This window comes from Paraburkholderia kirstenboschensis, from assembly GCF_032806925.1.
GTDB classification, from domain to species: Bacteria; Pseudomonadota; Gammaproteobacteria; order Burkholderiales; family Burkholderiaceae; genus Paraburkholderia; species Paraburkholderia kirstenboschensis.
On the sequence record NZ_CP136512.1, the window covers coordinates 248,820 to 275,425 of the forward strand.

At 63.0% G+C, this 26,606-nt stretch carries 22 protein-coding genes; 12 read left to right on the plus strand and 10 right to left on the minus strand.

Annotated features, from left to right (window positions below; translation table 11 throughout):
- Positions 1 to 452: 452 nt before the first annotated feature.
- On the minus strand, positions 453 to 1,874 hold the full coding sequence (locus RW095_RS09775; protein ID WP_317018749.1) for a UbiA family prenyltransferase: 1,422 nt from the start codon (positions 1,872 to 1,874) through the stop codon (positions 453 to 455).
- A 563-nt stretch (positions 1,875 to 2,437) separates the two neighbouring features.
- Between RW095_RS09775 and RW095_RS09780 the strand changes: the two genes are divergently transcribed.
- The gene (locus RW095_RS09780) at positions 2,438 to 3,997 is read left to right on the plus strand and encodes an ABC1 kinase family protein (RefSeq protein WP_317018750.1); all 1,560 of its coding nucleotides are present in this window, start codon (positions 2,438 to 2,440) and stop codon (positions 3,995 to 3,997) included.
- A gap of 233 nt (positions 3,998 to 4,230) precedes the next feature.
- Here RW095_RS09780 and RW095_RS09785 read toward each other — a convergent pair whose 3' ends face one another.
- Positions 4,231 to 5,250, minus strand: a complete 1,020-nt coding sequence (locus tag RW095_RS09785) for a L,D-transpeptidase (protein WP_394365142.1) — start codon at positions 5,248 to 5,250, stop codon at positions 4,231 to 4,233.
- A gap of 268 nt (positions 5,251 to 5,518) precedes the next feature.
- On the opposite strand from RW095_RS09785, the gene nadE reads away from it, so the two are divergent.
- On the plus strand, positions 5,519 to 6,379 hold the full coding sequence (gene nadE / locus RW095_RS09790) for an ammonia-dependent NAD(+) synthetase (RefSeq protein ID WP_317018753.1): 861 nt from the start codon (positions 5,519 to 5,521) through the stop codon (positions 6,377 to 6,379).
- A 142-nt stretch (positions 6,380 to 6,521) separates the two neighbouring features.
- Here the strand turns inward: nadE and RW095_RS09795 are convergent, their stop codons facing one another.
- The 5 genes from RW095_RS09795 to RW095_RS09815 form a co-directional block, all read right to left on the minus strand.
- Positions 6,522 to 6,791, minus strand: coding sequence for an RNA-binding protein (locus RW095_RS09795; protein WP_128587537.1), 270 nt, complete (start codon positions 6,789 to 6,791; stop codon positions 6,522 to 6,524).
- 449 nt (positions 6,792 to 7,240) lie between these two features.
- Positions 7,241 to 7,600, minus strand: a complete 360-nt coding sequence (locus RW095_RS09800) for a hypothetical protein (protein WP_317018755.1) — start codon at positions 7,598 to 7,600, stop codon at positions 7,241 to 7,243.
- Positions 7,601 to 7,803: 203 nt separating this feature from the next.
- A complete protein-coding gene (locus RW095_RS09805; protein ID WP_317018757.1) occupies positions 7,804 to 8,442 on the minus strand; it encodes a hypothetical protein in 639 nt (212 codons plus the stop codon).
- Positions 8,443 to 8,602: 160 nt separating this feature from the next.
- The gene (locus RW095_RS09810; RefSeq protein WP_317018758.1) at positions 8,603 to 10,258 is read right to left on the minus strand and encodes a S10 family peptidase; all 1,656 of its coding nucleotides are present in this window, start codon (positions 10,256 to 10,258) and stop codon (positions 8,603 to 8,605) included.
- Between the two features lie 54 nt (positions 10,259 to 10,312).
- Positions 10,313 to 11,872, minus strand: a complete 1,560-nt coding sequence (locus RW095_RS09815) for a S53 family peptidase (protein WP_317018760.1) — start codon at positions 11,870 to 11,872, stop codon at positions 10,313 to 10,315.
- Positions 11,873 to 12,180: 308 nt separating this feature from the next.
- Between RW095_RS09815 and RW095_RS09820 the strand changes: the two genes are divergently transcribed.
- Positions 12,181 to 12,690: a DUF1993 domain-containing protein gene (locus RW095_RS09820; protein WP_317018761.1), complete on the plus strand. Its 510-nt coding sequence runs from the start codon at positions 12,181 to 12,183 to the stop codon at positions 12,688 to 12,690.
- Positions 12,691 to 12,791: 101 nt separating this feature from the next.
- On the opposite strand, the gene RW095_RS09825 is transcribed toward RW095_RS09820, so the two are convergent.
- Positions 12,792 to 13,112 (minus strand): YnfA family protein, encoded by a 321-nt coding sequence (locus tag RW095_RS09825; protein ID WP_025600164.1) that lies wholly within the window; start codon positions 13,110 to 13,112, stop codon positions 12,792 to 12,794.
- A gap of 204 nt (positions 13,113 to 13,316) precedes the next feature.
- On the opposite strand from RW095_RS09825, the gene RW095_RS09830 reads away from it, so the two are divergent.
- Positions 13,317 to 13,490, plus strand: a complete 174-nt coding sequence (locus RW095_RS09830) for a DUF1289 domain-containing protein (RefSeq protein WP_020068518.1) — start codon at positions 13,317 to 13,319, stop codon at positions 13,488 to 13,490.
- Between the two features lie 17 nt (positions 13,491 to 13,507).
- On the opposite strand, the gene RW095_RS09835 is transcribed toward RW095_RS09830, so the two are convergent.
- Complete coding sequence (locus RW095_RS09835; RefSeq protein WP_317018763.1) at positions 13,508 to 14,173, minus strand: LysE family translocator; 666 nt, start codon at positions 14,171 to 14,173, stop codon at positions 13,508 to 13,510.
- A 155-nt stretch (positions 14,174 to 14,328) separates the two neighbouring features.
- On the opposite strand from RW095_RS09835, the gene RW095_RS09840 reads away from it, so the two are divergent.
- Complete coding sequence (locus RW095_RS09840; RefSeq protein WP_317018764.1) at positions 14,329 to 14,796, plus strand: Lrp/AsnC family transcriptional regulator; 468 nt, start codon at positions 14,329 to 14,331, stop codon at positions 14,794 to 14,796.
- Positions 14,797 to 14,863: 67 nt separating this feature from the next.
- Complete coding sequence (locus RW095_RS09845) at positions 14,864 to 15,115, plus strand: hypothetical protein (protein WP_317018765.1); 252 nt, start codon at positions 14,864 to 14,866, stop codon at positions 15,113 to 15,115.
- Between the two features lie 205 nt (positions 15,116 to 15,320).
- Here the strand turns inward: RW095_RS09845 and RW095_RS09850 are convergent, their stop codons facing one another.
- Positions 15,321 to 15,797, minus strand: coding sequence for an OsmC family protein (locus tag RW095_RS09850; protein WP_317018767.1), 477 nt, complete (start codon positions 15,795 to 15,797; stop codon positions 15,321 to 15,323).
- Positions 15,798 to 16,447: 650 nt separating this feature from the next.
- Here RW095_RS09850 and RW095_RS09855 point away from each other — a divergent pair.
- The 6 genes from RW095_RS09855 (at position 16,448) to RW095_RS09880 (ending at position 26,575) form a co-directional block, all read left to right on the plus strand.
- The gene (locus RW095_RS09855) at positions 16,448 to 18,451 is read left to right on the plus strand and encodes a bifunctional DedA family/phosphatase PAP2 family protein (RefSeq protein WP_317018768.1); all 2,004 of its coding nucleotides are present in this window, start codon (positions 16,448 to 16,450) and stop codon (positions 18,449 to 18,451) included.
- Between the two features lie 493 nt (positions 18,452 to 18,944).
- A complete protein-coding gene (locus tag RW095_RS09860; protein ID WP_317018770.1) occupies positions 18,945 to 20,276 on the plus strand; it encodes a DUF3300 domain-containing protein in 1,332 nt (443 codons plus the stop codon).
- Positions 20,277 to 20,296: 20 nt separating this feature from the next.
- The gene (locus tag RW095_RS09865) at positions 20,297 to 21,241 is read left to right on the plus strand and encodes a DUF2950 domain-containing protein (protein ID WP_317018771.1); all 945 of its coding nucleotides are present in this window, start codon (positions 20,297 to 20,299) and stop codon (positions 21,239 to 21,241) included.
- Between the two features lie 251 nt (positions 21,242 to 21,492).
- Complete coding sequence (locus tag RW095_RS09870; protein WP_317018773.1) at positions 21,493 to 23,259, plus strand: methyl-accepting chemotaxis protein; 1,767 nt, start codon at positions 21,493 to 21,495, stop codon at positions 23,257 to 23,259.
- Between the two features lie 256 nt (positions 23,260 to 23,515).
- Complete coding sequence (locus RW095_RS09875; RefSeq protein WP_317018774.1) at positions 23,516 to 24,688, plus strand: sigma-54-dependent Fis family transcriptional regulator; 1,173 nt, start codon at positions 23,516 to 23,518, stop codon at positions 24,686 to 24,688.
- Between the two features lie 84 nt (positions 24,689 to 24,772).
- Entirely contained in the window at positions 24,773 to 26,575 is a 1,803-nt protein-coding gene (locus tag RW095_RS09880) for an NAD(P)/FAD-dependent oxidoreductase (RefSeq protein WP_317018776.1), read from the plus strand.
- The last annotated feature ends 31 nt before the right edge of the window (positions 26,576 to 26,606 follow it).

The window sequence follows — 26,606 nt, forward strand, 5'->3', positions numbered from 1 at the left end:
CGTACTGGGACAGGACGGTAACCATCCGTCTTGCGGAGTAGGCCGGCCCAACGAGTCGCTTTGCTGCCTGCGGTATACCCAGATTATGTCATTTGCCACCGTGGGATGCCCCGAACCAGCTCTCGAATGTGCGCTTGCGCACGTTATATTCCAGGAAAATTTCCGTTCTGGCCGCAAATGCCGAATGCTTTAAAGTTGTCTTCAACCTCTCTACTCGACATGAGCCCGACGATCGCCGTCATGGGGCATCGTCTCCGAGCGCAACACATTGCGCGAAGTACTTGTATGAGCGGGGAAGGTCACGTCGAGAAGATGCGCGCTGCAGCCCTCGCACTCTCCAGGAAGGCACGGGCTTTCAACTTCCTCACGGGCCCTGCTCCAGCCCACAGGTATGGCAAGAGCACGCTGATGAGAAGAAGGAAAAACAATTGCATCTATTGAATGCTCAGCGGTCAACTTGCCGCTACCACCGTCGCCACGCATAGGAACACTACGAGCAGACTTAGGCGGTTCTTGAAGGTGAACACGATTGGATCATCGTGCATCTCGCCGCGAAAGGCTAACATCCATACACGGCTGATCCAGAAGAGCAGAAGTCCGAATAGCAACCAGAGTGCGTGGGGGTGTCGATAGAGCACCCGCACATCGGATGAATTCATATACAGCACGAGAACCAGTACTGCGACATAGCCAGACGCTGCGCCGAATGAACGCAGAATGCCCAGATCCTGCGTGACGTAGCCGCGGCCCGCTGCGCAGACTTTCGCTTCGCGCAACAGCGCGTCGAGTTCGGCATAGCGCTTGACCATGGCGAGGCTCAGAAAGATCAGAATCGAAAACATGATCAACCAATCCGAAAGCAGGATGTCCCCCGCGGCGCCGCCGGCCACTACGCGCGCGGTGTAAAGAGCCGCGAGGACAAAGACGTCGACAAGCATGAACCGTTTGAGCCTGAGTGAATAAGCAAGTGTGGTCGCGAAGTAGCCGGCTAGTACCAGCTGAAAGGTGGGAGGCAGCAGCAGAGCAAAACCCGCAGAGGCGATAAGAAGCGCACATCCGAGAAACATGCCGAAAGCTAGAGATAACTGTCCCGAGGCAAACGGCCGGTTGCGCTTGTGTACATGGCGGCGGTCCGCGTCGAGGTCCATCATGTCATTGAGCAGATAGACAGACGAAGCGCAGAAGCAGAAGGAAAAAAATGCAATGCCTTCGGCTTGCAGAGTGTCCCCTTCGGTAAAACGATGCGATGCGAGCAGCGGCACGAAAATCAGGAGATTCTTGACCCACTGATAAACGCGCATTTCTCTAAAGGTAAGGCCGATTAGCGACCGCCGCTCCTCGAAGAAGAGCACCTTCTGATTGACCCTTTCGGCCGCCTCGGCGATCTGGCGTGTTCCCACGACGATCGCCCGTCTACACTGTTTCCAGACCGGCACGTCGCACAGCGCGTTGCCGCAATAGTCGAAACCGTGCGGACCAAATTCTTCGGACAACGCAGACGCCTTGTGAACACCCGACAGATTGAGTGCGTCATTGCTCGCCAGAATCCCCTTGAAGAAGCCGAAATACGAGGCTATCTCCTCAGCGAACTTGCGGTTTGCAGCGGTGCATAAATACAGGTCTCTGCCGGTTGAACGTTCTTCCCGCAGAAACTCCACGAGGCGCGCGTTATAAGGGAGCAACGTTACATCGATGGCGGCGCGCTGCGCGATCTGCGCCTTCAGATGCGCTTTACCGCGCAACAGCCAGCCGATGCAAAAGAACGCATACAGTGGATTTCGCTTTATCAGCACGAGGAACGATTCCACCAGAAGGTCGGTGCTCGTCAGCGTGCCATCCAGATCGACACAAAGGGGTACGCTCGCTTCGGCCATCATTACCTCGTGTGAGTGTGCCTGGTTGCTCGATACGTTCACGCAACGCGCGCTGCATACACGTCTCTCTTGGAGGATAGTGGTCTAGTTGTTCCATACTGTGCGTCAGGACACATTTGTCACTGCGCCGTTAAATAAACTGGCACAAAGGCTGCAACGCACTTTTCCTAAGGTTTCCTTAAGATCTTTGCCTTATCATCGTGACGGATGTACGTTCTCGCCCGCCGCCGCGCGAACTTGTTTCGCGAATTCTTCGTCTGAAGACAACGTCCATGCGCCGCGCACGCGTGCCGCTCATGTTGGCCATGAGCCTGGCTAGTTCTTCCTCCGCATGCTCGATACCAAATCAATTAGCGCAATTGCCAGCATCGTATTGGACGATGGTCAGATGCGATCGCTACAAAGCGCATAGCACGACTGACGCGCGCAGCACGCCGACACACTAGCAGAACCGGGCTGCCGGTTCGCCGATGCGCCGTGGGCGCGCATTCCTGATAATCTGATTGTCCTGGCCACGTGGCGCCCAGGTTTTGCGCGCCGCATTGCCGCCAATCGAACTGCCGATGCCCCTACTGCTTCGCCGCTTACTCCTGCTCTACCACGCACTGCGTTACGGCGCGCGCCTGATCTGGTTTGCCGCGCCGTCCAATCGCAAGCTGCACTGGATGATCGAGCTCGTCGGCCGCGTCCATTCGTTGACGCACAGCGCGCGCAGCGTTCACAGCCTGCTGCCCGCGCTCGGCCCCCTTGCCGGCCAGTTCGCGAAGACGCTGGTCGAGCGCCCCGAACTTGCAGCCTCGACATTGCACGACGCGATCGACGCGATCGATCATATGGAAACGCCGCTGCCGCCGCGTGAATCCGAGGAAGCCTTGACGCGAGCGTTCGGCCGGCCGCTCGCTACCCTCTTCAGCGCCGTCGACCTGATACCGGTGCGTAGCGGTTTCGCCGAACAGACGCATTTCGCGCGGTTGCTCATGCCGGTCAACGGTCATCGCGAAGTGGCGATCAAACTGCTGCGGGCCGGCCAGTTGCAACAGATCGGCGACGAGCTTGCGCTGTTGCGCTGGGTCGCGCGCTGGCTGGAGAAACTGTCGAGCACCGCGCGCCGCCTGCGGCTGCGGGCGCTGGCCCAAACCTTCACGGACGAGATCGTGCGTCGCTTCGATCTGCGCGCCGAAGCCGCCAACCTGAGCCAGACCGGCCATCATTTCGACGGCGACACGCGCCTCGTCGTACCCGACGTGATCTGGGACCTGTGCACCAGTCACGCGCTGACTATGCAGCGCGTCGACACGCTGCCGGCAACCGATCTGACCGGTCTGCACGCGCATCAAGTGAAGCTCGCGCCGCTCGCCGCGCATATTGTGGAAGTGGTGACCGAGCAGGCATTCGAACACGGCTTTTTTCACGCGACGCTCGACGCGCGACGGGTTCGCGTAAGCATTGAGCCGGATTCTTTGGGACGACTCGTGCTGGCCGAGTTTTCGATCATGTCGAGCCTGTCGACGGACGAGCGCGAGTTCTTCGTTCATGGCGCGACCGCCCTGTTCGAGCAGGACTACGGGCGGCTCGCCGAACTGCACCGCGACGCCGGACACGTGCCGCACGACACCCGCCCCGAATTGCTCGAAGCCGAATTGCGCACCCGAGCCGAAGCGCATTTTGCGGCGGCTGCGGATGACCGCTCGGCCGGGTCGCTCTTCCACCAACTGCTGCACGCGGTGATTCCGTTCGATGGTGCTGTTTCCGGCCAGCTCGCCACCGCGCAACGCTCGTTCCATCAGGCGGAGATGCTGGCGCGCGCGCTGCATCCGGGCGTCGATACATGGAACATCGCGCGGCGCGTGCTCGCGGACATCGCGCGGCGCGACGTCGATCATCGCGGCTGGTTCCAGCGCATTTCACGGGAGCTGCCGCATCTCGCACACATGCTGCCACGCGTGCCGCAACTGGCCGTGCGCTATCTGCAGCAGGAACACGACCGCGCGCGCTCGCCGCGGCACAACGCTCAGCTACTGGCCGACATCGGCCGCGAATACCGGCGTACGCGTGCGCTGTTGTGGGCGTGCGCTTTGTGCGGCGGCATTCTTGGCGCAGGCACGATGTTGCTGATGCGTTGATGGCTGGGCCGTTGGCAGCGCTGATGCACTGATGATTTGGCGTTGGCGTTGGCGTTGGCGTTGGCGTTGGCGTTGGCGTTGGCGTTGGCGTTGGTGTTGGTGTTAGCTTGGCCAGGCCAGGCCAGGCCTGGCCTGGCCTGGCGTTGGCTCGGCGTTGGCTCGGCGTTGGCTCGGCGTTGGCTCGGCGTCAGCTCAGCGTCGGCTGCGCCGGTGCGCCGACGCAAGACCGCGCATCAATCCGCCGTGTCCGCCGCGGCCGGCACCCTGGCGCGCGTTCTTGCGTCGGGCGCCGGCGCCCACGCGGGACGGTACTTGCGCGCGGAATCCACCACGACGATATAACGCCCAGCCCACGGCATGACCTGCCGATCGCTCTTCAACACCCACAGCGATTTGCCCGAGTCGACGAGCGCCGCATATTCCGCGTCGAGAATCCCGTAATGATCGAGAAAAGTATTGAGCGATGCAGGGATCCGCACGCACCCCTTCGAGTGGCGCACTCCCAGCAGCGGCTCCAGCCGGTCGGGGTCGGTGGCGTGCATCTGGAATCGCATCTGCGAAATACCGCCCTTGCCCCAGCCGCGCTCCGCCTGCGCCCAGCCCAGATCGAAAATGCGCATGTCACGCTTGCCGTAGCCGCGGATATGGTTCTCGTTCTCCGTGCCTTCAGAGCGGAAATCCATGTTCGACGGCGTGTGTTCGAACACTCCGAGCGGCGTGACGAAGTGGTCGAACTCGCCCGGCCGCCCGGTGGAGACGGGCGACGCGCCGATCATCTGCCAGGCGTCGGCGGGCGCCGCGCGAAAATAGATCAGGAGCGCCTGCGCGTTCGCATTGCGGTCGACCATCACGACGTATTCTCCCGACAGTTCGCCCAGCGTGTGCTCGCGCAACGCCGCTTGCAGACGGGAGGCGTAGGCACGCTGCTCGGAGGCCGGTACATTGAGCCGGCGTGTGACGTGACGGGCGAAAACATCCCGCAACGCAAACGCTCGGCGTGGATCCACCACGCCGGACGCATCGGGCGCCGCGAGGGACGCTGCATCGACGGAAAACACCGGTTCGCTCGGTGCCGCGGGCGGCGTTGCAGCGAAGGCCGCACAAGCCGATGCGGCGAGCACGACGCCGCATGCGAGCCTGGTAAGCCGGGTAAGCCTGGTAAGCCAGGCAAAGGTGCGGAGCACCCGACCGGGCGTACGCATCACGCAATACAACTCGCGCGTGGCGCGCGACAAAGAAAATGCATACGGCATACAGCCGGCTTTGCGCCGCCCGGCGACTCGTGCAAAAGTCGGGCGGTCGAATACAGGCGGGCGAGGCCGCTTGAGATGGTTCATCGCGGGTTCGCACTGATCTGATTATTATTGGTTGCTCGCAGGTTGCTGCGGCGCTCGGAACGAGGATGTTACTCAGCGCATGGCGATCTGTCGATGGAGGTTCGGCGGGTCCGCTGCGTGCTCGCCACTGTCGCGCTGAAGTTGTTTCTTTGACATTGCGCCCACGCGCGAGGAGCAGAAGATCATGAAGCAAACCGATCCAGCCGCTGTTCAAGCGGACATCGCAGCCGAAATGCACGTTACCGCCGAGTTCGACGCCAACGCGGAGATCGAGCGCCGCGTCTCCTTTCTCGCGAACTATCTGCGCAGCAACGGCCTGAAAGCCTACGTTCTGGGCATCAGCGGCGGCATTGATTCGACTACGGCCGGGCGCCTTGCGCAACTGGCCGTCGAGCGGCTGCGTGCCGCGAACTACGACGCGCGTTTCGTCGCGATACGATTGCCGCACGGCGAGCAGAAAGATGAAGCCGACGCGCAGCAGGCACTGGCTTTTATTCGCGCGGACGAGACACTGACCGTTGACATCAAGCCCGCCGCCGACGCAATGCTCGCGTCGCTGCATCAAAGCGGCCTGCCGTTCGCGGACGAAGCGCAGGAAGATTTCGTCCACGGCAATATCAAGGCCCGGCAAAGGATGATCGCGCAGTACGCGGTAGCCAGCACGCGCACAGGCGTCGTGATCGGCACCGACCACGCGGCCGAGTCGGTAATGGGATTTTTTACGAAGTTCGGCGACGGCGGCGCCGATGTGCTGCCGCTCGCCGGTCTCAACAAACGGCGGGTGCGTGCGGTGGCAAAAGCACTGGGTGCCTCCGACGCGCTCGCTTACAAGGTGCCGACCGCGGACCTCGAAGCGTTGCGCCCGCAACGACCCGACGAAGACGCCTACGGAGTCCCATACGAGACTATCGACGACTTCCTGGAAGGGAAACCTATGAGCGATGAGGCGCGCAAGATTATCTTGTGTTTTTACGAGGTGACGCGGCACAAGCGCGCGTTGCCCTATACGCCGTTCGATTGGCCGGAGGCTGAAAGCGGTGAGTGAGACAGCAGCAGGCGCAGAGCAACCACAGCGAACATCGGGTTGGGTGCGCCGCTGGGCGGGTCTTTAAATGCCTCTTTCTGCGTATTGCCCGCAACCTACCCGCACCTTACTTTCGGGTGAGGCCGGGAAGAAGGCGCAGCAGTCACTGCGCCGGTGGCGGCGAATCGTCGGTGAAAAGATCGGCGCTCGCCTCGAGCGCCATGCCGCCCAACTGCTTGCCATGAATCTGCCGCGCGATGACCTCGCCGACATACGGCACCTGCGCGTCGAGTTCGACCGTGGCATACGCGCCGGGCGTACCGGCGTCGACGACCTCGACGTTGCGGGCGTAGTGCCCCAGCTCGCGCGTGAGGAATTCACGCACTTCCTGCTCGCTGCACGACGGCGCGATGTTGCGCACGATCAGGTTCATGCGGCCTACCCTCGGCGGGTACTGCGGTCGGCGGAATGTACGTGCACGCGGCGCAATGCGGCACGCTGTCTGGCCTGCGCGGCGGCAAATTCACGGATGAGTGCGGCGCCCGCTGCGCCAAGCGCGGCCAATGACAGGTAGAAGGCAATCATTCGAATCTCCGGTAATTGGGCTGGCCCCGTTTCAGATAGCCCACTTGCGGCCATCAATGCGATACGTCACGGCGTCGTAGCGGGAAACCGCGTTAAAGGCGCCGTCAGTGCACTCTACCTGAACAGCGGGACATTCGCTGAGTAGCCAGGGCGCATGCTCGACTGTCTGGGCGCGCGCCGGACCACGCGGCGGGCCTGTGGCATGCGGACGCGGATCGCAAGAAGCGGACCGCGGCGTCCATCACCAGAGTCATCCCGCCGAGGTGCGAAAGGAAAACGTCGCTTATTGCAAGAGGCTCAGTCCGCCTGCTGAACGTTAGCCGAGCTCACCCACCATGCGTTCTTGCCTTGCGGCAATTCCACCAGGACGGCGGACGGATCGTCGACGCCGTCGTCCGCGACTTCGCACACCGTAAGTCCATCGGGTAAATGCTTCACTTCGCCAGCCGACTGAAAGAGCGCGACGCGTTGCGCATTCAGCGGACGCAGTTGGCGATACACGTCGAAGCTGATGGCTGCGGGCACATCGCCGCGAATTTGCAGCGAGTCGGCTTTGCCGCAATGAGCCGGCTCGGCGGCGAATACGGACGCGCTGCCAACGGCGCACGCGAAGGTCAGTGCGGCGAGCGTCGCTGCGGCAAAACGTGAATGGATCATGATGATTCTCCAGGAATGAGTTCAGGTGGCTAGTTCAACGGTATGCGACTCACGCTGGACGAGGCACACCAGACAAGGCAAACCGACAAGGAACTCCAAGCGGCGCACGCTGAAAGAAGACCCTCTTCAATCTGCACACGAGCGCGGCCGGGTCCATGCGAACGAATTTAGACAGCGACAGGCAGGTTCCAGGGAACGCGGCCTCAAGGCTGCGAGCCATGTCCGGCTGCCCGGCCGCTTTCGGCGCTGGTGGCGACGTCCAACCGGCTGACATCGCACGAGGTCTGGCTGAAGCCCGAATACACGACCGACCAGTCGCCGACGATCGCCGCTTGCGCTTCCGCGAGACTGATCTTGCCCTCGCAGACGCAGCGCTTGAGCATGACCGCCGCGCGCGCCTTGCGGCGCTCGCCCTGGCGGCCCGCCCACGGCAGCAGACCGAGATTGGAAGGCGCGTCCGGCGAACCGCCGAGCACCACGGGTACGCGCCTGTCCAGCGCGAAATCGGCGCTGTCGTCGGCGTCGATGCCGCGCTCGGCGAGCATCCGGTCCTTGTGCGCCATCAGTTCATTGAACGGCGGCGCAACCACGCTCGCATAGCCGGGGCGGCATATCGTTTGGCCGATCGATTGCTGCGTAACGCGTTCGTCGAGCATGCCCGCCTCCTGCGCATACACGCCGCCAACGCGCAACGCGAGCAGCCCAGTGGCGCCCAGCACCATGGCGAACCGCAACGAGCGCGCACGCCGAGACGTGAGCGCGAGCGGATGTGCTCTGAAGATCCTACCTGTGTGGTCGCTGAAATAGCCGCTGCGACGCCTGTCTGCAATCTCTGCGTTCATTCGTCGGCGCGCCCGCGGAGGCACGCACTAGTCAATTCGCAAGGTAATTAAAACACATTCGATACGTATGCGAAAAAAATGCTTGCCCAGCCGATGCGCGAACATGCGTCGCGACGAACTTCCACGGCGACGCAAAGCCGCCGTGGATCCACCGCCCGGCCTATTGCGCCACGCGTGCCTGCAGCGCCCGAATACGGCTGAGTGCCTCGGTGTTCGCCACCGCCGAATCGTACATTGCCGCGAGATCCGCCTTCAACGCGGTGCGCGAGCCGCCGTCGAGATAGATCATGTGACCCGACGGATAAAAGCGCGCCGAAAGGTTCTGACGAACCTGCTGACTGAGCAGCGGCATCTGCTGCAGGTCGAGCACCGTCTGATAGAACGGCGTGACGAAATCGTAGAAGCCGTTCGCCGACAGCACCTTCAGGTCCGGATTCAGCGCCATGACGGCCGCCAGATCGCCCGCCGTGTAAAGAATCACGTTGCCCTTGTCGTCCACGCCCTTCTGCGCACCGGTCGGGTCGATGTGGCTAAAGTCCCAGAACTGGAAGGCCTGATCGTTGAGGTCCGTGAACGCCGAGTTCGACGTGTATTTCAACTGCTCGTTCAGATAGACGTTCCACATCGTCGTATAGACGCCCGAAACCGCCGTCATGGTCGGATCGTTGCCGCCCGAGTTCGTGTCGACCTTGCCGGCTATGCCGGTTCCGATCGCGGTGACCCGGCCGTCGTATGCGCCAAGCACGAGACCTTGCGGCTTGAGCAGCGTGGTCAGAAACAGCGAATTGCCGCGGCTGTCGTACGACGCGACATCGAGACTCCACGCAAGCAAGGTCGTCTTGTCGATGCCGGTGTATTCCGCGAGCTTCTCGACCGTCGCCGAATCGGTGGTTGGGAATTTGCGCAGCGCCGCCAGGTAGTCGGTGCGAGCGAACTGCGCGACTTCCTCGGCGAACGCGCCGAGATCGGTCGGCCGCGGCGCGATGCCGAGCTTCTTGTGATACCACGCGTCCGCGGCGGCCGTGGGCAACGCGCCGACGGGATTGCCCGCCTGCGTGTAATCGAGAATCGACGACTGCAGCGTAATGCCGTTCAGATCGACACCGCCTTCGTGCAGCCGGTATGCGACGACGCAACTGCGCGCCGTGCCGTACGACTCGCCGAACAGGTACTTCGGCGAATTCCAGCGGTTGTTCTTCGTCAGGAAGCGCTTGATGAATTGCGCGATCGAATCCGCGTCCTGGTCGACGCCCCAGAAATCGCGGTTCTTCTTCGGCGCGATAGCCGCCGAATATCCGGTGCCGACCGGATTGATGAAGATCAGGTCGCTTCTGTCGAGCAGGCTGTCGGGGTTGTCTTCAATCGTGTAGGGCGCGGGCGGCGTGAAGTCCGGCATCGACGTCTTGATGCGGCGCGGTCCGAACGAGCCGAGCAGCACGAACACCGCGGACGAGCCCGGTCCACCGTTATAGAAGAAGGTGAGCGGCCGGGTTTCCTCTTTCTGGTTGTCCTGCGTGAACGCGACGTAGAACATCCGCGCGGCGGGTTCCGAACTGCTCGGGTCCACGATCACGAGATGGCCTACCGTCGCCGTGTAATTGATCTTCTTGCCGTCTATCGTGACCGAGTGATGCGTGATCGCCGCATTCTCGTCAGTGGCCGTGACCGAGTCGTCAGGCCCGTTGCCATATGCGACCGGATCGAAGAAGGGTTGATCGCCCGCCTTGTGCTTGCCACCGGCCTCCGGGGGCGTGCCCGAGGTTTGCGAATTGTGCGGCGATTGCGGACTAACGGACGTTGACTCTGTGCTTGTCATGACGACTCCCTGGGTACGTTCACGTCTTGTGCCGGTGCTGCGGGTTCCTGCTGACTATAGTGCGCCGGCCACTTTCTGACCATTGGGGCTGCCGAGCCCCGTGCAGGCGTCCCAGCCGGACGACGCCGCGAAGCTGCCGTTGTTGCCCTGCGTGATGTCGTTGCATACGCCCGCCGCCTTATAAAGCTTCGGGTTCACGAAGCCCGCCGGCTTGCCTTTCGCCGCGTTGATGCGGGCAATCAGCGCGGCCCACAGCGGCGCGACCGCGCTCGTGCCGCCGACCACCGTTTGTGTGCCCGCGACGAGCACGGTGTAGCCGGTAAGCGGCGAGGCGTCGCCCGCGACATCGGGCACTCCGCGCTTCGCGAGCGGCTTCTTGCTGCCTTTCGACAGCGCAACCGACAAGCCCTCTTGCCAGGCCGGCAACGAAAAGGCGCCACTCACGCCGCCGCCGCCCGCGCCGCCTTGCGGGCCGTCATTCCAGACCACCTCATGCGTGATGGACGTACCCGATGCGCTCAGGCTCGTGCCGCCGCACGCGAGTACATACGGACTCGCCGCCGGGAAGTCGACATGATCTCCCGCGCCCGCGCCGTCGCTCGATCCGCTATCGCCCGACGCGGCGCAGACGGTCACGCCGAGTGCGGCCGCGGTTTGCAGCACGCTGTTGAACGCCTTCAGCGACTGGCTGGTCCAGATCGACTCCGGGCCGCCCCAGCTGATCGAAATCACCGACGGCTTGTTGACGGTATCGTGCACCGCACGGCTTACGGCGTCGATGAAACCCGCGTCGCTGTTCGGCGCGAAGTACACCGCAATGGTCGCGCCGGGCACGATTGCACCGACGATCTCGATGTCGAGGGTGACTTCGCCGTCGGGACCGTTAGGGTCGCCCGTCGGCTCATTGCGCGCCTGGTCGACGCTGACCGATTTCACCGTGGGCGACGGCACGCCGAGGCTCGCGAAGTACGACGAGAGGTCCGCGGGGTCATACCCGCCGCCCAGCTCGATGATGCCGACGCACTGGCCGCCGCCGTCGCCTTCGGGAAACTTGTAGAGAGACGCCAGTTCCAGCGGCGTGAACGAAGCCTGATGCGTCCGGGCCGACCGGAACGGCGGGCGGATGCGAAAGTGCGGCCGCGCCTGCGGGCGGTTGTCGAGCCCGAGCACCGCCTCGACGACGTCGTGCAGATCGTCGGGCACGTTGACCGCGCCGGTACGGCCGCGAAATTCCCCGGCCGTATGGTGCTGATATTTTTCGAGCTTCACTCCGAACGCGTTCTGGAATTGCGCGACAGTCCCGGAAAGCAGCACGGATCGCGCGGCCGGGTCGGCGCGCACCACGGTCAGGCCGTGCGCGGCCGCGAATGCCTTGACTTTGGCGATGTCGTCCGGGGACGCGCCATAGTCTTTTGCCAACGTGTCACGCGACAGCGGTTCCACGTTCGGGTCGCCTGCTTCTATGCGGCTCATGAGCGCGTCGAACTGCGCCTGCCGCTGACGCCGCAGCATCACGAAAACCTCGATCTTTTCCGACGGATCGCAAGCTCCGATGAGTTTCGAACCTTGTTCTACCGTTCGCTCGCTTCCGGGCAGCGGGTGCTTGGTGGCCATGTCTCGACTCTCCTGTTGACGTGACGGCGCCGGATGCAAAAGGGACACGCGCGGGGCGCCGTATCCGTTCATGCCCGACGACAGGCGGCACGTTGCTGTTTCAAGGTGCTGCTTGCACGACTTCGCAAACCTTCGGACCAATGCATTCGAACACAGTTCCGGCGCATGCGGCAGTCGGCCGAATGGCTAACGCAGCGCCGCGTCATGCGCGGTTCCCGTCGCTCCGCTATGATGCTGCAGCGGCGATCCGGCCGTTACATTGCCTCACGCGCCGTCCGCGCGGGCAATCGAAGAATCAGAGGAACCCCATGTCAATTTCGATGTATCAAGCATCACTGCCCGTGCTGATTCGCGGCCTCACCAATCTGCAAGCCATTCTCGGCAAGGCTCAGGCACACGCCGCCGAAAAGCAGATCGAACCGTCGGTGTTCACCAACGCTCGCCTCGCGCCTGACATGTTGCCGCTCGTGCGTCAGGTGTATATCGCAAGCGACACCGCAAAGGGCTGCGCCGCGCGGCTCGCCAATGTCGAAGCGCCCAAATACGACGACGTCGAACAGACTTTCGACGAACTGCATGCTCGCCTTCAAAAAACGATCGACTATCTGAAGGAATTCACCCCGCAGCAGATCGACGGATCGGAAGAGCGCGCAATCACCCTGAAAATGCGCAGCGGACCGGTCGAGTTCACGGGCCAGTCGTATCTGCTGGGTTTCGTGCTGCCGAACTTCTTTTTTCACGTGACCACGGCGTACGACATCCTGCGCCACAACGGCGTGGAACTCGGCAAGCTCGACTATCTGGGCGGCTTGAAGTAAGCGACCGGAATAAGCGGATCCGCTGGCCGCGCGGGACATTGCGGTCGCGTCCGAAGCGCGCCGGAGTGCATCGGCACCCAGGCGCGCCCGGTTCACGCGCTTTACACGCGCGGCTGAAATGCGATGATTGCCATGCCGGCGAGCGTCACCGCGACGCCGGCTGCGTCCCACAACGTCGGCCGCACCTTGTCGACGCACCATAGCCACGCGATCGCCACCGCCACATACACGCCGCCGTACGCCGCATACACGCGGCCCGCGGCGGTACCGTGGAGCGTGAGCAGCCAGGCGAAAAGCGCGAGGCTGAGCGCCCCCGGCAGCAGCAGCCAGACCGAGCCGCCCTCTTTCAGCCATCGCCACGGCAGATAGCAGCCGAGAATCTCGGCGACGGCGGTAATCGTATAGAGCAGCAAGGTTTTCATCGAAGGCGAAGCATGGCGCTGGTGTTAGTTTTGCCGCCGGCCGCGCACGGCCGTCGATGGGCGCTGTATGGGCGCTGTATGGGCGCTGTATGAGCCCCGTATCGGCGCTCTATCGGCTTTATTAACACAATCATTTGGCGCACAGGCACGCGGCGTGCGAAAGTCGCCTCACCTCCTCTGCCCTTCACGACCTGTTTACCGGCCATGAGCACAGCATCGCCCTGCATCGACATCTGCAAATTCGACAGTGAAACCGGCTTTTGCATCGGCTGCTTACGCACCCGCGACGAATGCAAGACCTGGAAGAAAATGAAAGACAAGCACCGCAGAAAAATCATCGACGACCGTTCGCGCCGCGAACGCAAGCTGAACCGGTAGCGCCCGCCGAAGCGGCGTCAATCGAGAGAAAGCCGCAGCGCGAATCCGATCAGCGCCGCGGAGAACGTCCAGCGCTGCAACGTTTGAGCAAGCGGGTGCGCGCGCATCCATCCCGCGATCCGCGCGGCGCCGACCGCATACGTGAGGTCGAAGCAAAGGCCGACCGCGAGCAGCACTGAACCCAGCTCGACCATCTGCAACGCAACCGGCCCAGCCTCGGGACGCACGAATTGCGGCAACAAGACCGAACAGAACAGCAGCGCTTTCGGATTCAGCAGGTTGGTCAGCAAACCCTTGACAAACGCGGCCCTCAACTGGCGCATGCCCGCTGTCGCCGTTGAGTCCGGCGAGCCGTTAGCCTCGTCGCGCGGCGCGCCGCCTTCCGGCAACGCGAACATGGGCGAGCGGAAAATCTGAATGCCGATCCACGCGAGATAAACCGCGCCGCCATAGCGCACGACGTCGTACAGCCACGGCGCGTTGCGCAACAGCGCGGCGGCGCCGCAAGCGGAGAGCGTCACGTGGGTCGCACGCGCCAAACCGAGCCCGCAAGCCGCCGCGAAGCCGCTCTTCACACCGCGCCCAATACTCGTTTGCAGGATCAGCGCCATGTCGGGCCCGGGCACGGCATAGACGACCAGCAGCGCGGCAATATAGACAGCAAGCAAGTGTGCGGAAATCATGGGAGCCTCTTCGATTCGAGGCTCTATCTTGCTATTGCCGACGGAGGTTTTGCTGGCGAATTTCCGGGGTTCGGGCTGAAAGTTTGGCGGAATACGCTAACATCGCGTTGTGTTCGCCAGCTTCCCACCAAAACAAGAAAAGCATCCGCAAACCCATGTCAACCGACCTCGATAAGACCGATCGCGCGATCCTCGCGGCGTTGCAGAAAGACGGCCGCATGTCGAACGCGAAACTGGCCGAACTGGTCGGCCTGAGTGAAACACCGTGCGCGCGGCGCCTCAAGCGTCTGGAGAGCGATGGCTACATCGGCCAGTACCGCGCAGTGCTCGCGCGTTCGGCGCTCGGCTTCGGCGTGGTCGCATTCATTCTCGTGCGCTTCGCCGTGCACGACAAGGATCTGGCCAACCGCTTCGAGCGCGAGGTGCAGGCAATACCGCGGGTGATAGCGTGTCACAACGTGTCGGGCAGCGCGGACTATATCCTGCAAGTGGTGGCGCGCGATCTGGACGACTACGGCAGCTTCATGCGCGACCAGATGCGCAGTCTGCCGGGCGTGACGTCGGTCGAATCGGCATTGTCGTTGCGCGAAGTAAAGGCAGACGGCGGCTTGCCGCTATCGTGAGCCCGAGCGTGGCATAGTCACGCCATTTCACGCGGCGCGCGCCGCACCCACGAACACGGAGTACCGAATGGACAACCCCGGCAACCTCGATCACGACAAAGCCCGCGCCGAAGAAAGCGCTGCAATGGAGCGCGTATTGACCGCGACGCAACGCGTGAAGACAGCGTTTGCATCGTTGCAATCGCAATTTCCGCCAGCCGGCAGCGGCAATCCCTCGCAATTCGCGCTGCAGACTTTCGACGCCGCGTTGCAGGAACTGGAAGACGCGCAGGCCGCGTTCGACGAACTACTGGGCGATCTGCTCGACGGCAATCGCTAATGGCCCGGGAATGCCCGTGCAATAGCCGGGTAATAGCTCACGAATGGCCTGTGCATAGCTGCGCAATAGCCGGTGCCTAGCTGGTGAAAAGCCAGGAATGGCCGGGCAATAGCTGTTCAGTAGCCGGGGAATGGCCGCTGAATAGCCGGAAAACGTCCGCTGCCTGCCGGTTGCTTGCAAGCAGCGGCGCCCGGCGACGGTTCGCTCAGCCCGCGTTCGTCTCGACCACGGGCTCGCACAAAATCGGAAAGTTCACCGAGTTCGCGATGTAGCACTTCTCGTGTGCGACGTGATGCAGGCGCCGCGCGAGTTCCACGTCGCCGCCCGGCTGAATGACGACGCGCGGGCGCAAAACGATCTGCGAAAAGCGCCCTTGCTGCGGACTGTCGAGCATGGTTCCTTCGGCGTGATCGCGGTACTCCACCACGGCAATGCCCGCGTCCGCGCAAAGATGCAAATACCACAGCTTGTGACACGCCGAAGCCGATGCGACCAGCAAGTCCTCCGGATTCCAGCGCTTTGCGTCGCCGAGAAACGCGGCGTCGGACGAGCCTGGAATGTCGGGCTTGCTTCCCGCGGCGATCACATGATCGCGGCTGTAGTCGCGATATCCGGAGGTGCCGGTGCCGAGGTTGCCCGTCCACTGCACGGAGACTTCGTACTTGTGCTCACCGTATCCCATGCGCGCTTCCTGTAATCGAATGAACCGGTTGGTGGGGCGTCCATTCTAAGCCGCCCGCGCCAGTTGATCCGCCCCTCGCGGCTCGATCTATCGCGGCGCCGTGGGCCTGCCGCTCAGGTACTCTGGGATCGGGGTTCTGGTTCAGGCTCGTGCCGTTCGCCCGCATATTGTTAGGCACGCGGCCAGCGCCGGAACCCATCACGCCGGTTCCGCCGGCTCCGGCAGCACCGCCAGGCGTTGCAAGACCAGGCGTCGGGGCAAGAGTCGAGCCCACTGTTCCGGCACCCGCTGTTCCACCGCCATTGACGTTTCCGGTGGGCGGCGTAGCGCTCAAGCCGCCGTCGCCCGCGCGCGTCCTGCCCGACTGCGCGCAAGCCATTCCACTAAAGCCGGCGAAGCATGCCGCGATCAGCACCGTCCGCCCCACACCGCCAGTTGCGATTTTCATTGCTGCACTCCGTTAGGTAACGCGCCCATCAACCAGTATGACGAACCGTTGCCCGCTTCGTTCACGGTCGACACAGGTTCTGGCGGCAGTGGTTACCAAGGTGCTCGCGCGACCGGCGCCCGGGAAAAGGACAGGTTGCGGAATAGAAACGCTCCGTGCGCGTTATGATCGATCGTTACGCCATAACGGCTGATCGCGCACAATGGAGCAAGCCTACCTCCACCTCTTGCATCTGCTGGCCGGCCATCCGGAATGGATGCTCACGGTTGTATTCTTCGCGGCCTTTCTCGAGTCGGTCGCGGTCATCGGTACATTCGTTCCCGGCAGCACCGCGATGTTTCTAGCGGGCGCACTGACCGGTACCGGCTCGCTGAGCCTTGGCTGGGTCCTCGCCTGGGCAATCGCCGGTGCAATCGCCGGCGACGGCCTCAGCTTCTGGCTCGGCAGCCGCTACAAGAACCGGATCGTCAAACTCTGGCCGTTCTCCCGACATCCCGAAGTACTCGAAGCGGGTTACCGCTTCTTCGGCAAGCATGGCGCGAAGAGCGTGGTGCTGGCGCGCTTCGTCGGACCGTTGCGCGCGATCGTGCCGGTCGTCGCCGGAATGCTCGGCATGTCGCCCGTGCGCTTCTACGCGATGAACGTCCTCTCGGCGCTGCTGTGGGCGCCGGCGCATATCTTGCCGGGCGTCGTGTTCGGCGCTTCGGTGCTGCTCGCCGGGGCCGTCTCGTTCCGGCTCGTCGTGATCCTCGCGCTGCTCGTGGGCAGCGTCTGGCTCAGCTATCGCGCCGCGGCTTTCCTGCTCTCGCACGCCAACGCGTGGTCGAACGCGGCCGGCCGCCATCTTGGCAGCTGGGCTTGCCGTCACCCTGGACCGCTTGGCCGCGTCGCGCGAAAAATGCTCGACCCGCAAGCACCGGATGCCACCAGCGTCCTGCTCGCGTCGCTGGTCGTGCTGGTGTGCGCCGCACTGTTCTTCGGGGTGCTTCATCAGGTGATCGCCGGCGACCCGCTCACGCATGTCGACGAGTCCGTGTATCGCTTCATGCAATCGGTGCGCACGCCGTGGGGCGACGCGGTGCTCGCCGGTCTGGCGACGCTCGGCGCCAGCGCGACGCTCGCCGCGCTGATCGTCGCCGTCACGCTGTGGATGCTGTTGGAGCGGCGCTGGCGCACCGTCGGCTACTGGCTTGCGGCGGTCGTCTTTTCGCAGATGCTGATCTTCGCCTTGCAGTTCGCGATGCAGCGCGCCGCGCCCAACGGTCTCATGACGAGTACCTACGCGTTTCCGAGCAACCACGTAGCGGCCACGGTCATTGTCTATGGGTTTCTTGCGTTCCTGCTCGCGCGACGGGTCGGCATGCTCGAAGGATTGCTGGTGGTCACCGCGAGCACGCTTGTCGTGATCGTGGTCGCCCTTGCGGGCGTGTACTTCGGCCGCTACTGGATGTCGGATGCGATTGGCGGCGCCGCGCTCTCCTACGTGTGGGTGGCGATCGTCTCGCTCACCGCAATGTTGCGTCATCCGCAGCCGCCGCCGACGCGCCGCTGGATGCCGGCAGTCGCCCTCGTGGTGCTGCTCGCGAGCATTGGCCTGCAGTCGGGTCTCGGCATGATGGCGCCGCCCGGCACGCCAGCGCCTCTGCCGCTCGCGCGCGTGACGCAGCAACAGTGGACGCTTTCGGTGTGGAAGCACCTGCCGTGCTATCGCTCGGATATGGGCGGCGACCGCAAAGAGCCGCTCACGCTCCAATGGGTATCGGACAGCGATGCGATCCGCCGGCAACTGCGCGGCGAGGGATGGCTCGAAGGCACCGACGTGTCCGCCCATAGCCTGCTCTCGCTGGCCTCGCCGGATGTGCCCGCCACTGCTCTGCCCGTACTGCCGAAGCTGAACAACGGAGTGCCGTCGTCGCTCGTTTTCATGCGTCCGGGCGACACTCGCGATGAGCGCGACGTGCTGCGCTTCTGGCCGAGCGGTTATGCGGTCGGCGACGGCGCGGCTGCGGTGCCGCTGTGGGTCGGCGCCATTGCACATGAACGGCTGTCGCATTCGTCGTGGCCGCTCAACATTCTGCGCGTCGACAAACAGGTGTCGCCATTCGACACTGGCGTGAAGTTCGTCGAGGGCCTCGGCGCCGGGGTTGTCGCGACGGTGAGCTGTCATGGCGTGCCGGTATCGCTGCTTGCCTCGATGACAGAGTGACCCACGCCATTCGAACGACGCGTCGACCGAGCGCTGTACTGCATCGCCTCATCCATTTATCAGCCTCGGCGCATGCCGGCGGCGGGCTGCTTCATGCATGGAAGATAGAAAAGCTCGTCACGAAACGCAAGGAAACAATTAGACATGCCAGGATTTTCACGACTACCGGTTTCATGTCTTTAAAGCGATAGAAAAAGCGTTCTCTTAGGTCATCATTTCGCCAACTTCAACCTGAATTTATTTGGCTCGCGCATTGCAATTCCATATAAAAGCGGGTTAATAATCTCTCCATCGGCGCACTGCGGGATTCCCAGCACGCATGCATGAAATGCCGTCGCGCGTATATCGCCTGCAAAAGCGCGGTCGTTCGGAGTCCGATATGCGCTGTGCCGTGAACAAGTCGTTCAGGACATCTGCGAGCACACCGTCCGTAGTCCTGCTCGCAGTTTCGCCGTAACGAGTTGATGTAGCTTCGAAATACGGAGAATCCATCGTGAAATGCTCAAGCGCAAACCAGAGAGTAACGCTGATCGCGCTCGCCATGCTGGCCGGCTTGCCGGTCATGCTCCAGGTCGCGGTTCCCGCCGCCCATGCGCAAACCGCGGCGAAGGTGTCGAACCAGCAGCTCGATTCGCTGACCGCGCCGATCGCGCTCTATCCCGACGCACTGCTCGCCCAGGTGCTGATGGCATGCACTTTTCCGCAGGACGTTTCGGCCGCCGCGGCCTGGTCGAAAGCAAACCCGAACACCAAGGGCGACGACGCGGTCAAAGCGGTCGCCGCAGAGCCGTGGGATCCGAGCGTGCAATCACTCGTGGCATTCCCCCAGGTGCTTGCCACGATGGCCTCGAAACCCGACTGGGTCGCGCAACTCGGCAATGCGTTTCTTGCGCAGCCGAACGACGTCATGGACTCCGTGCAACGGCTGCGCAAGCAGGCGCAACAGGCGGGCAATCTGAAGACCTCAGAACAGCAGAAGGTTATCGTCGAGCAGAGCACTATCCAGATCGTGCCGGCCAATCCGCAAGTCGTGTACGTGCCGACGTATAACCCGACTGTGGTCTACGGTGCGTGGCCCTATCCCGCGTATCCGCCCGTGTATGTACCGCCTCCTCCAGGCTATGCGGTCGCGAGCGGACTCGCCGCGGGTCTTGCGTTCGGCGCGGGCATTGCGATCACGAGCGCGCTGTGGAGCGACGTCAACTGGAACAATCACAGCGTCAATATCAACGTCAACCGATACAACAACGTGAACGTGAACCGGCGCCTCGACGTGAACAGCAACACGACACGATGGAATCGCGATACCACGTTCAACCGGAACGCGTCCGCGAATATGAGTGGCGCGCAGCGCGACGCTTACCGCGGGCGCGACATGTCGGCATCTCGCGCGCAGGCGCAACAGACCTTGCAGAACCGCACTGGCCAGAATCTGGGCGGGAGCGCGAGCGAGCGTTTGCAGGGCATCCAGCACGGCGGCGCCAACGCCGGCAATATCCGGGCGAGCGCACAGAATGTGAATCGCGACAATGCGCTGCGCGGCGCCGGCAACGGCGCGGCTGCGCAGCAGGACATTCGCCGCGGGCAAGAGAGCCGGCAAGCGCAAGCCGGCACACGCAACGGCCTCGGTGCTGGCGGAGGCGGACAGCAGCGCGGCGGCAGCCTGGGCGCTGGCGGCGGTGAGCAACCTCACGGCGGCGGCTTCGGTGCGGGCGGCGGCGGACAGCCGCACGGCGGCTTTGGTGCGGGCGGCGGCGGACAACCGCGCACGGGCGGCTTCGGTGCCGGCGGCGGCGGGCAGCGCCACCTCGGCCGGCAACGTTGAACGATACCCAGGAGCCGCTCATGAACCGCATTCACTCGATCCGTGTTTTCCTCGCGAAGGTCGCCGCACGGCGCTCGTCGCGTCGTCTTGCCTGCGCTGCGATCGCAATGTCAACGCTATTGTTCTGCGCCGCACCGGCGCAAGCCCAGGCCGTCTATCCGACACCGGAAGCCGCGGCCGACGCACTCGTCGACGCGATCGCCACCAACGATCACGCGGCCATGCAGCACGTGCTTGGCAAGAACTACAACCGTTTCATTCCGACGAAGGACGTCGGCGAGGAGGACATCTACGAATTTCTCGGCGCGTGGGCTGCGGGCCATCGGATCGTCGACGACGCAGCGCCGCTTCACGGCCGCCCGAGCAAGCACCTGTCTGTGGGCACGAGCGGCTGGACGTTGCCGATTCCGCTCGTGCAGGCGGCCAACGGCTGGCGCTTCGATCCGCCGGCCGGCAGCGACGAAATTCTCACGCGCAGAATCGGCCGCAACGAACGCGCAGCGATCATGACCTCTCTTGCCTATCTCGACGCGCAGCGCGACTATCGCGCGTCGACCGGCCACTATGCGCAGCGGCTGCTCAGCACGCCGGGGCAGCATGACGGTCTCTATTGGCCCACCACTGCGGGCGAAGCTGAGAGTCCGCTCGGTCCGCTCGCTGCCGCCATGCCGAAGACCGGCTCGCTCAGCAAGGACGGCTACCACGGTTATCACTTCCGCATTCTGACCGCACAAGGACCGCACGCGAAAAGCGGCCCGCTCGACTACGTCGAGAACGGCGCGATGACGGAGGGCTCCGGTCTCATTGCGTGGCCGAGCGAGTATGGCAAAACTGGCGTGATGAGCTTCATCGTTAATCAGGATGGCCAGGTTTATCAGAAGAACCTGGGTCCGGATTCGGCGCGAAAAGCGGCAGCGCTGAAATCGTTCGATCCCGATCCGACATGGGAACCGGTTCAGCCTTGAATGCGCCGCCAATCATGCAACGGCAAGACGGCGGTGGCGCATCGTCGCAGCAGATCACGGCAAATTTGCCGACCACGTTTGGGGCCTCCATGGCCTCGCACCCTCCCGCCGCGTCGCGTCGCGTCACGACCGGTGCGGCAGACGCAGACGACTATGTCCGCGACATGACATCTTAGATTACAAAAACCCTTCAGTATTCCGGCAGGCAGACGTAAACCAGACATACGCCCCTTGGGAATGCGGAATTGGAAATGAAAAACATCAAGGTATCGACGCGGTTGCAAGCCGGTTTTGGGCTGTTGACGGCACTAATGCTAGTGCTCGCCGGCATCGCTCTATATGGCCTCTCGGAACTGGACGCGAGTCTGGACGGCATCGCTCGCGTGAATAACGAGGAAACGCGTCTTGCGAACGAGTTGCGCTCGTCGATTCAGGATCGCGCCATCGCGCTTCGAAACCTCGCGTTGATCAGCGACCCGCACGATGTCGCGCAAGAGGCGGAACGCATGAAAAAGCAGGACCAGCTTTACGCGGACGCATTCCAGCAACTCACACGCATGTTCGCCGAAGAGCCCAGCACGGCTCCAAAGGAGCGTTCGCTGCTTGATCAGATCAAGCAGGATGAAGCCGCAGCGATCGTGCCGCAGCGCAAGGCGATGGACCTCGCACTGGCGCAGGACACCGCCGGCGCGATGCAGGAGCTGTTGCAGAACGCACGTCCGCCGCAGCGAGTGTGGCTCGCGCACGCAGTCGAGCTGGCGGCTCTAGAAGACCAACAGAATAAGGAAGCTCAACAGAGCGCTGTCGCCACTTACGCCAAAGTCCGCACGATGGTCGCGCTCATTGCGGGTATCGCCGTCCTGCTGGGCATCGCCACCGCCGCGCTGATCTCGCGCAGCATTCTGCGCCAGTTGGGTGGCGAGCCGAGCGCCGCGCAGGAAATGGCGGCGCAGATTGCCGAAGGCAATCTCACGGTCAGCGTGCGAGTGGCGCCCGACGATCAGACGAGCCTGATGGCTTCTCTGGAGGCAATGCGCGAGAAGCTCACGTCGATTGTGTCGGGCATCAAAACGTCGGCGGAGTCTATTTCCGTGGCTGCCGGCGAGATCGCGCAAGGCAATCAGGATCTCTCGCAACGCACCGAGGAACAGGCCGCATCGCTCCAGCAAACCGCGGCCAGCATGGAAGAGCTGACCTCGACGGTGCGCAACAATACCGATAACGCGCGCCAGGGCAGCACGCTCGCGTCGGCGGCTTCGGCGACGGCGGCCTCGGGTGGCGAAGTGGTTCAGCAGGTCGTGGCGACCATGCATGACATTTCGTCGAGTTCGACGAAGGTGACCGAAATCATTTCGGTAATCGAAGGAATCGCGTTCCAGACAAATATTCTTGCCCTCAACGCGGCAGTCGAAGCCGCTCGCGCAGGCGAAGACGGCCGCGGCTTCGCGGTGGTTGCCGGCGAAGTCCGCACGCTCGCGCAGCGCAGCGCGACAGCGGCAAAGGAGATCAAAGACCTGATAGAAGCGTCGGTGTCTCATGTGGCAAACGGCTCTCTGCTCGTCGAAAACGCCGGTCAAACGATGGGCGAAGTGGTGCGCTCGGTGAGACAGGTGACCGACATCATGGGCGAGATCGCGTCGGCATCGTCCGAGCAGACCAAGGGCATCGAGCAGGTCAACGTGGCCGTCACGCAGATGGACGAGGTCACTCAGCAAAACGCTGCGCTCGTCGAGCAAGCCACCGCCGCCGCGCAGGCCATGTCGGACCAGGCAGAAAGCCTTCGTGCGGCGGTGTCGATCTTCCGCGTCGATACGGCACAGCAGGCGGTGCAAAGCACGGCGCGCGCCGTTGGAACGAAGCCGGTGCGTGCCGGCGCGACGTTGAAGAAACCCGCGCCGTCGAAGTCGAAACCGGTCGCAGCTTTCACGAAAGCGGCCGTGCCGTCACCCTCGGCTCCGACGCAACCCAAAGAACGCGAATTGCAGGCCGCAGGCGCGGACAGCTGGGAAACGTTCTAAGTTCTTCCCCCTGATAGAAAACCGGCCTGCGGGCCGGTTTTTTTATTGCTCCAGGCAAGCGTTCACGCCGCGTCCCGCGCGGGTCTACGCGTTGAGAAAAAAATCTCACCGGCGACGATGGTGCACTGCAGTGTGCTCTGCCGATTCGCGCATGCTACAAACGTACCGTACGTTTCAGGCTTCGGAGACACGCGCCGGGTAGCGGCGCAGAATGTCTCCGCACCCAGTTCGCGCTGAGTTTGCCCGGAGGCTCGTCATGCCCTACGTTCCGTCAACGAGACATATCGACCGCATATGCAACGTCATAGAAGGACGGACGACGCGTGCGGGCGTCGACGGGAAGCGGCTTGCGTCGTCGTATAAACGCTCGCTCGAGCAGTATCACCTGGATCCGGGCGCGACCGCCGGTCCGCGCATTCTGACCGTGCCGGAATTGCGCGACGTGCAGCACCGCGAGGAATCGTTTCTGCGCGCGTCCGGCCAGTGCCTGTCGCGGCTGCACGAGATGGTGCGCGAAGCCGACTACTGCGTGATGCTGACCGACGCACAAGGCGTGACGATCGACTACCGCGTCGATAAAGACCGCCGGCACGACTTCAAGCGCGCCGGGCTTTATCTCGGCTCATGCTGGTCCGAAAGCGAGGAAGGAACCTGCGGTGTCGCGACGGTGCTGCTCGACGCCGAGCCCATTACCGTACATAGAACCGATCATTTTCGTGCGGCCTTCACCACCCTCACATGCAGCGCATCGCCGATTTTCGGATTGCATGGCGAATTGCTCGGCGTGCTCGATGCGTCGGCCGTGCGCTCCCCCGACGACCGCGAAAGCCAGCGGCTCGTCAACCACATCGTGCGGCAAAGCGCGCTCCTGATCGAGGACGCCTGCTTCCTCAACGCGGCAGCGGATTGCTGGGTGCTGCTCGCGCATCGCAACCGGCATTACGTCGAAGCGCAGCCCGAGATCCTCATTGCCATCGACGCCTGCGGCCACGTCATCGCCGCAAACCGCCGCGCGCGCGAATGCGTGCCGGCGCTCAACCAGTTGCCGCGTCACGTGTCGGAGATTTTCGACGTTCCCACCGAGCGTCTGTTCGATGCTAAGGCAGGCCGCGGTCTCGTCTCGCTCAGACTGAACGACACCGGCTCGCCGCTCTATGCACGAGTACGCCAGCCCTCCTCCACGCTCATCGCGCGACGCAAGACGGCCGCGCCGCGTGAGAACAGCAGTAGCAGTAGCGCTGACAGTGCCGCGCCGCACGCTACACCGGTCCTGGCCGATGGCGACGCGCTCGAACGCCGCCGCATCGTCGATGCAATGAACGACGCGAAGTGGCGCACCGAACTGGCCGCACAAGCGCTCGGCATGTCCCGCGCGACTTTGTACCGGCGCATTGCGAAGTTGCGCATCCTGCCGCCGCATAAGTGCTAGCGGCGCTGCACCGATTCCCGTAGCGGGCGTAGAACCCGCGTTGCCACTGAAGTCCGACTATCCGATTCAAATGGAGGAGCAACCATGTCTGAGAACACAGCGAATCAAGCGATATCCCAGGTGCTCGAAAGCCTTGAAGCCGCGCTGAAACGCGGCGACACGCAGGCCGCCGTCGACCTGTTTCAGCCCGATTGTTATTGGCGCGATCTGGTCGCGTTCACATGGAACATCAAGACGCTCGAAGGCCGCGAGCAGATCGCCGCGATGCTCAATGCGCAGCTGGACGCGATCAAGCCGTCGAAGCTACGGCTTGCCGAGAACGAAGCGGCGACGCAAGCCGACGGCATTGCGCAAGGCTGGATCACTTTCGAAACCGGTGTCGCGCACGGCAGCGGTTTTATTCGCCTGAAGGACGGCCGCATCTGGACACTGCTTACGACCATGGCGGAACTGAAAGGCCATGAAGAGCCCAAAGGCCCCAGGCGGCCCATGGGGGCCGAGCATGGTGCACGCCGCGACCGCACGAGCTGGAAGGAGCGGCGCGAGGCCGAGCTCGACGCGCTCGGCAGGTCGGAGGAACCGTATTGCCTGATCGTCGGCGGGGGGCAAGGCGGCATCGGACTCGGAGCGCGGCTGCGGCAGCTTGGCGTGCCGACCATCATCATCGATAAGAACGAGAGGCCCGGCGACGCATGGCGCAAGCGCTACAAGACGCTCTGTCTGCACGATCCGGTCTGGTACGACCATATGCCTTACCTGCCTTTCCCCGACAACTGGCCGGTTTTCACGCCGAAGGACAAAATCGGCGACTGGCTCGAGATGTACACGAAGGTCATGGAGCTGAACTACTGGGGCTCGACCGTGTGCAAATCCGCGGGCTACGACGAAGCAAAAGGCGAATGGATCGTCGAAGTCGAGCGGGACGGGCGCGACATCACATTGCGGCCGAAGCAACTCGTGCTCGCCACCGGCATGTCGGGCAAGCCGAATTTCCCGAGCTTCAAGGGCATGGATGTGTTCAAGGGCGAGCAGCATCATTCGTCGCAGCATCCCGGTCCGGACGCGTATCACGGCAAGAAGGTCGTCGTGATCGGCGCAAACAATTCGGCTCACGACATCTGCGCGGCACTGTGGGAAGCCGGCGTCGACGTGACCATGGTGCAGCGCTCGTCCACGCACATCGTCAAATCGGATTCGCTGATGGAGTTCGCGCTCGGCGATCTTTATTCGGAGCGCGCGGTGGCGGCGGGCATGACGACCGCCAAGGCGGACCTGACTTTTGCCTCCATTCCGTATGCGATTCTTCACCAGTTCCAGGTTCCGGTCTTCAACGCAATTCGCGAACGCGATGCGGCGTTCTATGCGCGGCTCGAAGAGAGCGGCTTCATGCTCGATTTCGGCGACGACGACTCGGGCCTGTTCATGAAGTATCTGCGTCGCGGCTCAGGTTATTACATCGACGTCGGCGCGTCCGAACTCGTCGCCGACGGCAAGATCAAGCTCAAAAGCGGCGTGGACGTGGTGGAACTGAAAGAGCATTCGGTGCTGCTGAGCGACGGCAGCGAACTCGAAGCGGACCTCATCGTGTATGCGACAGGCTATGGTTCGATGAACGGCTGGGCAGCCGATCTCATCTCGCGCGAAGTGGCCGACAAGGTCGGCAAGGTGTGGGGACTCGGCTCGAATACGACGAAAGATCCAGGTCCGTGGGAAGGCGAACAGCGCAACATGTGGAAGCCCACGCAGCAGCAGGCGCTGTGGTTTCATGGCGGAAACCTGCACCAGTCGCGGCATTACTCGCAGTATCTATCTCTGCAACTGAAGGCTCGCATGGAAGGCATTCCAACGCCTGTGTTCGGGTTGCAGGAAGTGCATCACCTGTCGTAGGCGTCGACATAGTCGGGCCGGTTCTTTGTTT